General features: G+C 49.2%; 13 protein-coding genes. 4 read left to right on the top strand and 9 right to left on the bottom strand.

The window, feature by feature from the left end; all coding sequences use genetic code 11:
• Positions 1 to 11 precede the first annotated feature (11 nt).
• Complete coding sequence (locus DWU89_RS01225; RefSeq protein ID WP_115497956.1) at positions 12 to 398, bottom strand: bactofilin family protein; 387 nt, start codon at positions 396 to 398, stop codon at positions 12 to 14.
• 92 nt (positions 399 to 490) lie between these two features.
• Between DWU89_RS01225 and folB the strand changes: the two genes are divergently transcribed.
• Genes folB through DWU89_RS01245 form a run of 4 tightly spaced genes read left to right on the top strand, consistent with a single transcriptional unit; the run spans position 491 to position 4282 of the window.
• The gene (gene folB / locus DWU89_RS01230; protein WP_115497877.1) at positions 491 to 853 is read left to right on the top strand and encodes a dihydroneopterin aldolase; all 363 of its coding nucleotides are present in this window, start codon (positions 491 to 493) and stop codon (positions 851 to 853) included.
• Between the two features lie 59 nt (positions 854 to 912).
• Positions 913 to 2358, top strand: coding sequence for a monomeric [FeFe] hydrogenase (locus DWU89_RS01235; protein WP_115497878.1), 1446 nt, complete (start codon positions 913 to 915; stop codon positions 2356 to 2358).
• A gap of 6 nt (positions 2359 to 2364) precedes the next feature.
• Positions 2365 to 3609, top strand: a complete 1245-nt coding sequence (locus DWU89_RS01240) for a PNGase F N-terminal domain-containing protein (protein ID WP_115497879.1) — start codon at positions 2365 to 2367, stop codon at positions 3607 to 3609.
• Positions 3610 to 3637: 28 nt separating this feature from the next.
• Positions 3638 to 4282: a MarC family protein gene (locus tag DWU89_RS01245; protein ID WP_115497880.1), complete on the top strand. Its 645-nt coding sequence runs from the start codon at positions 3638 to 3640 to the stop codon at positions 4280 to 4282.
• 240 nt (positions 4283 to 4522) lie between these two features.
• Here the strand turns inward: DWU89_RS01245 and DWU89_RS01250 are convergent, their stop codons facing one another.
• The 8 genes from DWU89_RS01250 to DWU89_RS20570 form a co-directional block, all read right to left on the bottom strand.
• On the bottom strand, positions 4523 to 5587 hold the full coding sequence (locus tag DWU89_RS01250; protein WP_115497957.1) for a glycosyltransferase family 2 protein: 1065 nt from the start codon (positions 5585 to 5587) through the stop codon (positions 4523 to 4525).
• Positions 5588 to 5635: 48 nt separating this feature from the next.
• Positions 5636 to 6523 carry a lysophospholipid acyltransferase family protein gene (locus tag DWU89_RS01255; RefSeq protein WP_115497881.1) on the bottom strand — a complete coding sequence of 296 codons (888 nt, stop codon included), beginning with the start codon at positions 6521 to 6523 and terminating at the stop codon, positions 5636 to 5638.
• Between the two features lie 6 nt (positions 6524 to 6529).
• Positions 6530 to 7852 carry a tRNA (N(6)-L-threonylcarbamoyladenosine(37)-C(2))-methylthiotransferase MtaB gene (gene mtaB, locus DWU89_RS01260; protein WP_115497882.1) on the bottom strand — a complete coding sequence of 441 codons (1323 nt, stop codon included), beginning with the start codon at positions 7850 to 7852 and terminating at the stop codon, positions 6530 to 6532.
• 53 nt (positions 7853 to 7905) lie between these two features.
• Positions 7906 to 9111, bottom strand: a complete 1206-nt coding sequence (locus tag DWU89_RS01265) for an acyloxyacyl hydrolase (RefSeq protein WP_115497883.1) — start codon at positions 9109 to 9111, stop codon at positions 7906 to 7908.
• A gap of 1 nt (position 9112) precedes the next feature.
• Positions 9113 to 10438 (bottom strand): type II toxin-antitoxin system HipA family toxin, encoded by a 1326-nt coding sequence (locus tag DWU89_RS01270; protein ID WP_115497884.1) that lies wholly within the window; start codon positions 10436 to 10438, stop codon positions 9113 to 9115.
• Positions 10431 to 10745 carry a helix-turn-helix transcriptional regulator gene (locus tag DWU89_RS01275; protein WP_115497958.1) on the bottom strand — a complete coding sequence of 105 codons (315 nt, stop codon included), beginning with the start codon at positions 10743 to 10745 and terminating at the stop codon, positions 10431 to 10433. The genes DWU89_RS01270 and DWU89_RS01275 overlap by 8 nt, the downstream gene beginning before the upstream one ends.
• 103 nt (positions 10746 to 10848) lie before the next feature.
• Positions 10849 to 11928: a 6-bladed beta-propeller gene (locus DWU89_RS01280; protein ID WP_115497885.1), complete on the bottom strand. Its 1080-nt coding sequence runs from the start codon at positions 11926 to 11928 to the stop codon at positions 10849 to 10851.
• Positions 11929 to 11979: 51 nt separating this feature from the next.
• Positions 11980 to 12132: a hypothetical protein gene (locus tag DWU89_RS20570; protein ID WP_158543299.1), complete on the bottom strand. Its 153-nt coding sequence runs from the start codon at positions 12130 to 12132 to the stop codon at positions 11980 to 11982.

Raw genomic sequence — 12132 nt, forward strand, 5'->3', positions numbered from 1 at the left:
CCGACTTTTCTTTATTGTTTGAGTTTGGCAGCCTCTTTCGTAGTTCCTTCCCCCGACATCTTACAAACGCCGTTGAAGCGGGCATTGGGTTCGATTTCCAGGGTTTGGGTGAATATATCTCCTTTAATGACGGCGGTTGCTTTCAAGACAAGTTTGGCACTAACATGGACGGAACCATCCACTTCCCCTAATATTTCAGCATTTGCGGAAACAATATTTCCGGTAACACTCCCTTTCGGACCGATTACGATTTTACCACTACAATTGATATCTCCTTCGACTTTTCCATCCAGGCGGAAGTCTGTTTCCGTTATGATATTGCCTTTTACGGTAGTGCCGGCAGCAAGGGTATTATGTAAGCCGCCGTTTGTGTTTTCTTCTTTTTGCTTTATTCCCATCATATATGTAGTTAGTTGCTTTTCGCAAATATAAGATTATTTTTTTGCAGAAAGGTTTACTTTATTTACATTTACAGATAAAATAACGAATTATGACAACAAGGATAGAGCTTGAAGCAATGAAATTCTACGCTTATCATGGTGTGATGCCCCAGGAAAGGAAGGTTGGTAATAACTTTGTCGTGAACCTGATTCTTACGGCTCCGCTGGATAAAGCCGTTATGAGTGACGAGCTGGAAGACACGATTAATTATGCCGCTGTCTATGCGGTGGTCAAGGAGCAGATGGAAAAGCCGTCCAAGTTGATCGAACATGCGGCAGGTCGCATTTTGCAAGCTCTGAAAGGACATTTTCCACAGTTGACAGCTATCGAATTGAAGCTTGCCAAACTGAATCCGCCTTTCGGTGGCGATGTTTATAGTGCATCGATTATTCTTAGTGAGACATACTGTTAGGCTATTTTAATAAATATATCTATCTTTGTGTCCTAAAGCACAAATAATACATTCATCTTATGGCATTTACCAACAACGTAATGATAGTCCGCCACGGATTGTTGGCGAAGTTAGTTAAACTTTGGAAGGAAAACCGTCTGCTTGAAGAGATAGACCGCCTACCGATAGAGTTAAGTCCCCGTAAATCGAAAGTCATCGGCCGTTGCTGTGTACACAAGGAGCGGGCAGTCTGGAAATATAAGACACTGCCACTGCTCGGATTTGATATGCAGGATGAAATAGACGAGCTGACCCCCTTATCTGAGTATGCAAAACAAGCATTGTTCCGTTCGGAAAATAAGAAAGAAAACCTGATGTGTGTGGTTGACGAAGCCTGCTCATCCTGTGTACAGGTGAACTATGAGATAACAAACCTTTGCCGTGGTTGTGTCGCGCGCAGTTGTTATATGAACTGTCCGAAAGATGCAATCCGTTTCAGGAAGAACGGACAGGCGCAGATTGACCACGACACTTGTATCAGTTGCGGCAAATGCCATCAGAACTGTCCCTATCATGCGATTGTTTATATCCCGATTCCTTGCGAAGAGGTTTGTCCGGTCAAAGCGATCAGCAAGGATGAGTACGGGGTGGAACATATAGATGAATCCAAATGTATCTATTGCGGTAAATGTGTAAACGCTTGTCCTTTCGGAGCCATCTTCGAAATATCCCAGGTATTCGATATCCTGCAACGTCTGCGCAATAAAGAGCCGATGGTGGCTATCGTAGCCCCTTCTATCTTGGCACAGTTTTCTGCCCCGGTAGAGAAAGTGTACGGTGCGATCAAGTCACTGGGCTTCCTCGAAGTGGTGGAAGTGGCTCAGGGAGCGATGGAAACGACTCGCCGCGAAGCCGAGGAACTGAAAGAAAAACTGGAAGAAGGCCAACCTTTTATGACAACCAGTTGTTGTCCATCCTATATTCAACTGGCCGAGAAGCATATCCCGGACCTGAAAAAGTATATTTCGTCAACCGGTTCACCGATGTATTACACAGCCCGGATCGTGAAGGAGAAATATCCTGATGCCAAGATCGTCTTTGTCGGCCCGTGCGTGGCGAAGCGCAAAGAGGTGAAGATGGACCCATGTGTGGACTTTACTCTTACCTTCGAGGAAATCGGTTCTGTGTTGACAGGCCTGGACATCAAGATAGAAGAGGCACAGCCCTTTTCCGTCTTGTTCAATGCCGTACGTGAAGCACATGGATTTGCACAGACCGGCGGTGTAATCAACGCCGTAAAGGTATATCTGAAGGAAGACCAGGTGGCTAATCTGAATACAATACAAGTAGCCAACCTGACCAAGAAGAACGTCGCTCTGCTGCGTGCTTACGCCAAGACAGGCAAGGCTCCGGGACAGTTCATCGAAGTGATGGCCTGCGAAGGAGGATGTGTGACAGGCCCGTGCGTTCATGGTGACAGGGCTTCCGGACAGAAGCAGTTGCTCAAGGAGCTTACTAAATACTAAACGCAAATGATAAGAAAGATTGTTTTGTTCTTTTCGCTGGCCGGGATGTTATCGCTGACGGCATGTGGCCCTCGGGAAATACCGGCGAAAGGAGATTTTACCGTACATGTATTTAACGATACACCTGTACGCTTTGCCCCGGATGTCTATCCGGGAGCCTATAATGCACCGGGACCGGACAGTGTCTATCGTCTGGTGAACGGACGTATTATTCTGAAGAAAATAACATTGCCCGACTTCCGGCGCAATGTGTCAGTCAAATTGCGGGTGACGATCGCATCCAACGGTGACCGTTGGGATAAGTCCGGTTCCTGTTTTGTGTTACCGAAAGCATCGGGAATCAATTTGTTGAATATTGCCAAAGGCGAAAAGCAATTCCCGGAAGTGGACAGTACGAAGTTGGAACACATGATAGGAATCGTGCCGGGTGAAGATTATAAACCGACTGTCGAACTGATGCGCTTCATGACGCCATTCGGAGTGGGGCATTTCAGCGCACCCGATGACAGCCTCACGCATAACCGCAAGCCGGTCTATATTGACCATTGGGCCGACAATGTGAGCTGGGAACAGGATATAACCGATCTTTATCCCTTACTTGAAGGAGGTGCATATGTCGGTATCTTTATCGATACCTGGACGGCGGAAGGATATGTCGCCAGCATGACGATCGACGTGGATGAATCCCACCTGGCATATGACCCGCTTGTCCGCCGTCATGTAGAGCCGTTGATGAATACGGTTTATTATGAAGGGCAGACCTATCCTGATATCTTTGCCCGCCGGGATGTATCGATGGATTTTGATATACCCGAAGGTGCCCGTAATGTCCGGTTGAAATATATTGTAACGGGGCATGGCGGCCATTCCGGAGGAGATGAGTTTGTGGAGAAACGGAATATCGTCTCTATCGACGGAAAAGAAGTGCTGAACTTCGTCCCCTGGCGTTCGGACTGTGCCTCTTTTCGCCGCTTTAATCCGGCAACGGGAGTCTGGCTGAAAGAGCGTCTGGCATCGTATATCGATAAAGACGGTTATTCGGAGAAGAAGGTGGAAGAGCCGTTGGCTTCATCCGACCTGTCCCGTTCGAATTGGTGTCCGGGGTCGGATGTGGTGCCTGAAGAAGTGGCTCTGATGGATATCCGGCCGGGTAAACATACCTTTACGGTAAGCATTCCCGAAGCAGCCGGGATAGACGGAAACAAGCTGAATCATTGGCTGGTATCTGCTTATCTGGTTTGGGATGAATAAATAATTGACACATTAAATCATTTATACTATGGATTCACTATTGCCTTTCTTTCTATTATGTTTCACCTCGTTCTTTACCCTGACGAATCCGTTAGGGACGATGCCTGTCTTCCTGACGATGACAAACGGCATGAGTGAAGAACAGCGCCGTGCCATTGTCCGCCGTGCGACTATCGTGTCGTTTCTGACTTTGATGGTTTTCACCTTCTCCGGACAGTTTCTCTTCAAGTTCTTCGGTATCTCGACAAACGGGTTCCGCATAGCAGGAGGAATTATCATCTTTACGATTGGTTTCGATATGCTTCAGGCACGTTATGCAAAGGCGAAGCTGAAGGAAGAAGAGGTGAAGACGTATGTGAATGACATCTCTATTACGCCTCTTGCGATCCCGATGTTGTGCGGTCCCGGTGCGATTGCCAACGCCTTGATGTTGATGGATGATGCCGTGACGCTGGCAAAGAAATGTATTTTGATCGGAACGATCGGGCTGATCTATTTTATCACTTATCTGATCCTCCGTGCTTCCACCCGCCTGAACCGCTATATGGGCGAGACGGGCAATAATGTGATGATGCGCCTGATGGGTTTGATCCTGATGGTGATCGCCGTAGAATGCTTTGTCAGTGGTTTCAAACCGATCATGATCGATATTTTACAGCAAGCAAACCTGTAAAATGGTATTGCAGTGCTTCATGGGGTTATAGTGCCGTAAAGGAAGGAACCATCCGGCAGATAGAATGAACGATGCGGGATGTGCGCTCCTTCCATACCTACCCGCTATTCATGTCACGGCCGTGAAACAAAAGAAATCCAACTGTAACATAGAAGGAAGACAGTTGTGACATAAAAGGAATACAGCCGTAACATGCAATAGCAGACCGGTGTTTATCCGTTATTGATTCTTCTATCCCTTTTATAAGTCCGTAAACTTCTTTTTCCCCTGTAAATAGAACGCCGCAATCAGGCTTCCTTTTCGCAGTTCCGGGATGTCGGCGAGCTTCGTCTTTGCCAGATTTTCCCGGCGGACCGGTTCGTAAGACGGTTTTAATTCATAAAAGGCTTTCCGGGCTTCATACACGGCACGGGCGTTCGGAAGATGTCCGGAGAGCAGGAACTTGGTTGCCGCGATGTAGTCCAGCCAGAAGCGGGTGCGCATCACGTGTTTCAAGTCTTTTTCCGGTAGGTTCTTGTATAACATCAGTAGGTTGTTGCGGAAGTTGAGGAAGGTCTTGCGCGGGCTTTCCACATTCAGCGTAGCCCCTCCCACATGATAGACGACCGATGCGGGCGTGCAGACCAGGCGGTAGCCCCGCGAACGCAGTCGCCAGCACATATCGATCTCCTCCTGATGCGCAAAGAAACCGGCATCCAAGCCGCCCGCCTCTTTATAAACGGCAGTACGGACAAACAGGCAGGCTCCCGTAGCCCAAAGCAGATCGGCGGGAGTATCGTATTGTCCCAAATCTTTTTCAACGACGTGCAACACGCGGCCTCGGCAATATGGATAACCATACCGGTCCATGAAACCTCCGGCAGCTCCGGCATATTCAAAATAATCTTTGTTGCGTTCGGCGCGTATTTTAGGTTGCGCACAAGCGATATCGGGGTCGGCATCCATCGCTGCCACAGGTGCGTCCAGCCAGCCCGGAGTGACTTCCACATCGCTGTTCAGCAATACCGTATATTCATGTCCGATCTGTTTCAACGCCTGGTTGTAGCCCTCGGCAAAGCCGTAGTTCTTATCCAGCAGGATGACGCCTACCGTCGGGAACTTCGCCTTTAACATCTCGATAGAATCATCCGTAGAGCCATTGTCAGCCACGATCACATCCGCCCATTCCCCTGGCGTATAAGCTACGACAGAAGGCAAAAACTTCTCCATCAGCTCCCGCCCGTTCCAGTTCAGGATGACAACGGCAACACGCTTTTTTAATTGACAATTGACAATTGACAATTGATAATTATTGTTTGTCTCTATAGTGTGTGTCATATGAATATTACTTCTTTAATTGTCAATTGTCAATTATCAATTGTCCATTCTCTTGTATTTCCATCTCTTATGCGTCCAAAGCCAGCCTGCCGGATTACGCAGGATGCATTGTTCCATCAGGCGGGCATATTGTTCGGTGATCCAGTTTTCGGGAGTCTCTTTGGGAGTCTCGGTCACCAGTTTCATGTCTACGGTGTAATAGCCGCGTTTGACTTGCTTGGTGTCAAGGAAGATGACGGGCAGGTCGAGTTTGCGTGCCAAGCGTTCGGGACCTGTCAGGATGGAGGATTCCTGGTTGAGGAAGGTTGTCCAGTAATGCAGGTTGTTCCGGCTCGGTGTCTGGTCGGCAATGAAGATCACGACACTGCGTATCTTATCTCTCTTCAGCTGAATCACGTCGCGTACGGAGTCTTGTTTTTTGATCCCGTATGAACCGAACTGGGTACGCAGCTTGATGAACAACCGGTCGAATGCCTTGTTGTTGAGCGGACGGTATATCTGGTAGATACGCGAGTCCTTGAAGCGGGAGGTGGAACCGGAGAACCATTCCCAATTGCCGTAATGTCCCATCAGCAGGATAAAACAGGTGTGCCCTTTCTCCATCAGTCGGTCTACCAATTCGGGATTCTTCAGGAAAGCCCGGCGTTGCAGCTCTTCGAGGGAGATATGCGCCAGTTTGAGCGTCTCGACGACATAATCGGCGAAATGGTGGTAGAAAGCCTTTTCCAACCGGCGAAGCTCTGCATCCGATTTCTCGGGGAAAGAGGCTTTCATGTTCCGGCGGACGACTCTTACCCGGTATCGCCCGATCTTGTAGATCACGACATAGAGAATGTCCGATAATATATACAACGCCCACATCGGCAGGATAGCGTGAACCTTTACCCAACTATAGATAAGCGCATATTGTATTTTACTCCACATAATATATTATTCTATTATCTTTACAACTAAAGCCGTTCCGTCCTCATTCCAGCCTTCCAATATCACCCGGCGCGTTTCGTTGACCAGGGAATTGTCGTAAGGGATCTCCGCCTTGATATAGTTCTCGGTGAAACCGTGCATCATGCCGCCTTTACGGGTCTGTTCGAACAGGACGTTTGCCTCCCGGCCGATATGAGCCTCATAGAAAGCATGGAGTTTGCGGTCGGATATGTCTAACAGTTGTTGGCTGCGGGCATGCTTGGTCTTCGGATCGACAACGTGGTCGATCTTGAGCGCCTGCGTCCCCGGACGTTCCGAATAGCTGAACACATGCAGCTGGCTGATGTCGAGGCTGTCGATAAAGGCGCGGGCTTCCTCGAAACAGGCATCCGTCTCGCCGCGTGTCCCGACAATCACATCCACACCGATAAAGGCATGCGGCATCACTTCCTTGATCTTTTCTATCTTATGCCGGAACAGCTCCGTATCGTAACGGCGGCGCATCAACTTCAACACCTCGTCGCTCCCGCTTTGCAGGGGAATATGGAAATGAGGCGCGAAACGCTTGCTGCCAGCCACGAAGTCGATCGCTTCGTCGGTGATCAGGTTCGGTTCGATGGAGGAGATGCGGTAGCGCACGATGCCTTCCACCTCGTCGAGCGCACGGATCAGGTCGATAAACGTCTCGCCCGTGCTCTTCCCGAAATCACCGATGTTGACACCCGTCAGCACAATCTCTTTTCCTCCTTTGGCTGCCACCTCTTCCGCCTGTTTCACCATGCTGTCGATCGTCCCGTTGCGGCTTCGTCCGCGTGCGAACGGGATGGTACAGTAGGAGCAGAAATAGTCGCATCCGTCCTGCACCTTCAGGAAATGGCGCGTACGGTCGTCCGCCGAGCAGGAAGGCGAGAAGGTGCGTATATCTTTTGTCTGGGAAGCAATGACGGCGCCTCCCTCTTCTTTCTTTTTCAGGTCGTCCAGATACATCAGTATGTCTAACTTCTGTTCGGCTCCCAACACGAGGTCGACCCCTTCGATGTGCGAAACCTCTTCCGGCTTCAGCTGGGCGTAACAGCCGGTCACCACGACGAAGGCTCCCGGATGCTGTTTGCCGATACGCCGGATCGCCTGGCGGCATTTCTTGTCTGCCAGCTCCGTCACAGAGCAGGTGTTGACAACGCAGATATCCGCTTTCTCACCCGCGCGTGCTTTGCGTACCCCTTGTTCGGCAAGTACTTTTCCTATGGTCGATGTTTCGGCGAAGTTGAGCTTGCATCCTAACGTATAGTATGCGGCAATCTTATTCTCAAAAACAGTCTTGTCAATCATTGTCTTTTAATTATCGCGCAAATTTAGCGAAAATGTTTGGACATAGTATATTCTTATCGTTTATTGTGGAACCGGTAGCCGATCCCTAACATCAGGTTGTTGGGATCTTTGAACTTGCTCAACTGGTATCCCACATGCAGGAACAGGTCGCGGGTGATGGATGTCTTCAGCGCCATGATCTGGTACATGCCTTGTGTATCGGAGCATTTGTGGTACACGTTGTAGCCTATGCCTAAATTGATTGTGAAGATCGGCATGACCAGTTCCCCACGTGCGGATAACCCGATTGCCAGTTGTTCCTTAAACGGCGGGCGGTAAAACTGATGTTCTGACTGGCCGCTATAGCCGGCCTCGTATTCCTTGATGTTGGCGCTTTCGTCATATTGCACGTCGAGCGATGCCCCGGCGCGGAAGTATTTGTGGAAGTTGTACATGGGATTGAAATTGAACCCGAATACGCCGAACGAACCGGGTGCCAGGTAAGAATCATCGGGTTTGATGACCCCTTTCCGCTTCGATGCGCCGTATAAGACGATGTCATAGCTGATGTGCGGCGTGGTACGCAGTGCGGCCGGTCTGTCGGGCATTGCCGTTCCGTCATTTTCTCCGAACGTGTGCACCAATCCGATCCTGCCCCCGACGGTATTGACGCCTGCATTGGGATACTGGGTGTTACCGTTGGAGAAATGGGTCAGGTCGACGCCCGCTGTCAGCCGCCATCCTGCCGCTAATCGCCAATTCAGCAAGAGGCCTAAATTGATATAGGCATTGATCTTCGATCCTACTACATAATTGTAGGAATTGGTTATTGGATCGTACTTCTCCCACCCGAAGGAGGCGCCGAAGTTCCATTCGTAATCCAGCGACAGCCGGGGAGCGAGCCGGGCTATGCGTGAGCCCTGGAAAGCATATACCGACACCGGAGTCCCGATTTCAGCCTTGTCAAAGAATGAGTGATACGAAACGCCGATCCCCTGATACGTGTACGGATATAATTTCCCTGTCTTCGATTCCGGATGAAACCGGAACGAGTATTTCAGGTGTGCCGACACGGATTTGCGCAAGGGTTCCCACGTCGCGTTCTTGCCTGAAAAAAACTCATTGGTGGGAATAAGATAGACGGGACGGAAATCAACGCCGATCTCATGAATGAGCGGATGGCGGGACAGGGAATCGGTTGTCCCTGCTCCCTGTGCACATATGCGGGTGCATCCTAATACACATAGTCCTGTTATGATGAATAATACTTTCAGATTCATGCTACAATTTGTTTATCGTTCCGCCAAGATGATAACATAGAAGGTTGTCGTTGATAATTTGACTGTGCCTTTCTTTTACGCCTCCTTCTTTTGCGTAATCTTTCCAATGGGAGACTGTTTCCCTGATTTGTTCGATGATATATTTACCGTTTCTTATCCCCATATTCCCGGCAACGGCAACAAGGTCTTCGTAAGTGAAGTTGTCTTGTTTACCATTGAGTGAGAGCTGATGTCGGTTGGTCCATTTGCCGCCTGGCGTGTATGAGTAGCATAAATCGTAAGCCGGCGCCAAGCTCCAGCTACCGTCTTTATCCATCAGGAAGGAATAGTTTTTCGTATGATCGTCGTGGTTGCGCGACATGACGTTGAATACCATTCTCCGGTACAACTGTTCCTGTTGCGGATAACTCAGTCTCATCGCACGCATGACTCTGAACGCTTCTTCGTATGAGTGCCGTTGGTCGCGGTCATAATGAGCAATACCGGCTAATGTCTGTACGTGTATCTTCTCGCCAGTTTCGGTACGGTCGAACCGTTTGGTCATAAAGTGATGTGAATCTCCTTCCGGTAGAAGCCTGCATTCCATCATCTCGATGCCGCAATCCTTGGCCATCAGATAATAGGCATATTCTATATTTCCTATGCCTTGCGGGTTATCTGTTATTTCCGAATGTTCGGAGTATGTGCCGCCATCAAACTTCAGCAGCCAATAGCCGAAACCTTCCGGTGCCTGTACCTGGCCGGAACGAACTTCTCCGGTAGCGTCATTGTAAGCGATGATGGCTTTAGGTTTTGCACCGCCGGCAGAGGTTCCGACCTTGAGCATATCCAAAATCTTTTTATCAGACTGGTTGAGCCGGGTACGGAAGTTCTCGCGATCTGTAAAAACAGCCTTGGCAAGATTGGTCAGTTCCTGCACGTGGATGATCGATGACTCGCCGAAACCTTCGATCTCCTGACTCGGTTCGAACTCGAGTGCTCCCATTGCTCTTTTACCTACATAACATAAACGGTCTAACGGAGTGATTTCTTCGCCTGACAATCCCCGGCTTGCAAACCATTCGTCGATGATTTGATTACCGAAGGCATCCGGCAGGGAATCGGCGAACAGGCCAGGCAGGCCTTTGAAACAATTATTCCGGTTGCTTAAGAACTGGTAAGGCTCGCCGCTATACCTGTCTAAAGGCATTACTATCGGAGAAATATCCAATCCGGAACGGAGGAACTTTCTTTCATAATCGAAGACGGCTGCTCCGGCCTCTTTCTCCCAGTAAAGGGAACCGACGCTTTTTCCCCACAGTGTTACGTCTACTATCAATTCATTCATTGTCGTTTGATTTTAGCCGGCGTACACGCGAGCGTTTCTTGCCTTGTATTTTCTTTAATTGCAGTGGGCTTATTTTGGCCTCGGGAACAAGGTTCTCCAGATTCTCCAACAGACCTAATTCCCTTAGTACGCTTATCAGTATAAGCGTACTGACAGACTTCCCTTTCTCTATATTAGCAACCGTAAGCGGTGTTACGCCGGAAGCCAAGGCAAGTTCTGCTTGTGTTTTATCCTGCCTGATCCTTGTCTCTCTGATACGGCTTCCAATCTTAAGCAGTATCGCGGGATTGCTCATCTCTGTCCACATATTCATTCTTTTCTGCGAAGGTAATGAATAATATATATAAAAACAAGGATTAAACGCTTCTGTTCCCTGTAAACTATATAAATGTATAGCTTATGACATCCTCTTATCGTTCCGCCAAGATGATAACCGGATTCTCATCATTCTCCTGCGCCTCATAGCCGATCAGGTAGCGGCTGTCTTCCGAAACGAAGCGGGGAACGAACGTATTTTCTTCCTTGAACTCGAACGAATGTTCGGGATATGGCAGTTTGACGCTTTCCGTTATCCTGTCTTTCTCGTCGTAGCAGACCAGATAAGACTTGCCGTTCAGGTTGGCTGTCAGATATAAAAGCCCGTTGCTGTTGCCGACAACGCTGATGTGGGCCGCCTTCTTTTCCTGGAACAGGCTGTTGCGCGGGTCTTGCAGCTGGTAACGGCCGCCTTCCGGCATTTTGTATTGTCCGGCGTCCACCACCCAGCGGGGCACAAGCGTATTCTCTTTAGTGATGCGGTAAATCGTATCGTTGAACATCTCTTTCACGTAATCGCCGGACGGAGTGGAAAAGGCTTTGCATTCACTATAGAACACCATCTTGATCTCTCCCGGCTCGAAGCTCCGGGCGTAAGGTATCGAATCCAGCACGGTCGAGTCGCGGAACAGGTACATGCGCGTCGGCTCCTTTCCGGATATGTTCTGGACATATCCGATGTTCCGTCCGTCGGGTAGCGGAAGGACTTCCTGGATGTGGATATTGGCGGGAACACTTGTTGTCCGTTTCCATTTGCCGTCCCAGCCGTACGTCTTGATCCATTTGCAATAGTCTTCGATGTGGATACCCTCTTCGTCGACACTCAGATTGCCGGCGGCAAGAAACTCTTCCGGCCCTTCGCCTTTGTTCCCGATCATCCGGATGAATTTCCCTTCCGGGTTGAAAAGGTATATCTTCTCATTATTATAGATTACTAATTTGTCCTGGAAGTAAACCAATTGCGGGATGTAGGCATTTAGCAGCACGGAATCGGTCGTTTCCAGCGGGATGAAGCGGACGTCTTTCGCCCATTCGTCCAACTTTATCCCGGTCGGTTCCCGGTCTAAAACAGTAGCCAGGTTAATCGTTTGGCAGGCGTTGCCGTCTGCTTCCTTCTTAGGCGAAATCTGGCAACCCGCCAGTGCTCCGCATAGAAGTATGATCCATTTATTCATATACTCGTTATTTGATAGCCGAAAGATAAGTATAAATTATGATTTTCTACCTTATCCGTTAACTCTTTCTCTGCTATTCATTAGTTGTCCGCCGCCCGGTGAACGATCGTCCGCTTGGCGGTGAACGATCGTCCGGCGGCAAGCGAACGATCGTTCGCCACCAAGCGGACAACTAATAAGCCGTATGGAAAGAGCTAAGAGCAT

The sequence above is a fragment of the Parabacteroides acidifaciens genome, from assembly GCF_003363715.1.
Taxonomy (GTDB): domain Bacteria; phylum Bacteroidota; class Bacteroidia; order Bacteroidales; family Tannerellaceae; genus Parabacteroides; species Parabacteroides acidifaciens.

Bases quoted from the DNA above. Each gene is read 5' to 3' on its own strand.
- mtaB (WP_115497882.1), bottom strand. From the start codon at position 7,852: ATGATTGACAAGACTGTTTTTGAGAATAAGATTGCCGCATACTATACG.
- DWU89_RS01280 (WP_115497885.1), bottom strand. From the start codon at position 11,928: ATGAATAAATGGATCATACTTCTATGCGGAGCACTGGCGGGTTGCCAG.
- DWU89_RS01245 (WP_115497880.1), top strand. From the start codon at position 3,638: ATGGATTCACTATTGCCTTTCTTTCTATTATGTTTCACCTCGTTCTTT.
- DWU89_RS01275 (WP_115497958.1), bottom strand. From the start codon at position 10,745: ATGTGGACAGAGATGAGCAATCCCGCGATACTGCTTAAGATTGGAAGC.
- DWU89_RS20570 (WP_158543299.1), bottom strand. From the start codon at position 12,132: ATGCTCTTAGCTCTTTCCATACGGCTTATTAGTTGTCCGCTTGGTGGC.
- DWU89_RS01235 (WP_115497878.1), top strand. From the start codon at position 913: ATGGCATTTACCAACAACGTAATGATAGTCCGCCACGGATTGTTGGCG.
- DWU89_RS01255 (WP_115497881.1), bottom strand. From the start codon at position 6,523: ATGTGGAGTAAAATACAATATGCGCTTATCTATAGTTGGGTAAAGGTT.
- DWU89_RS01270 (WP_115497884.1), bottom strand. From the start codon at position 10,438: ATGAATGAATTGATAGTAGACGTAACACTGTGGGGAAAAAGCGTCGGT.
- DWU89_RS01265 (WP_115497883.1), bottom strand. From the start codon at position 9,111: ATGAATCTGAAAGTATTATTCATCATAACAGGACTATGTGTATTAGGA.
- DWU89_RS01225 (WP_115497956.1), bottom strand. From the start codon at position 398: ATGGGAATAAAGCAAAAAGAAGAAAACACAAACGGCGGCTTACATAAT.
- folB (WP_115497877.1), top strand. From the start codon at position 491: ATGACAACAAGGATAGAGCTTGAAGCAATGAAATTCTACGCTTATCAT.
- DWU89_RS01240 (WP_115497879.1), top strand. From the start codon at position 2,365: ATGATAAGAAAGATTGTTTTGTTCTTTTCGCTGGCCGGGATGTTATCG.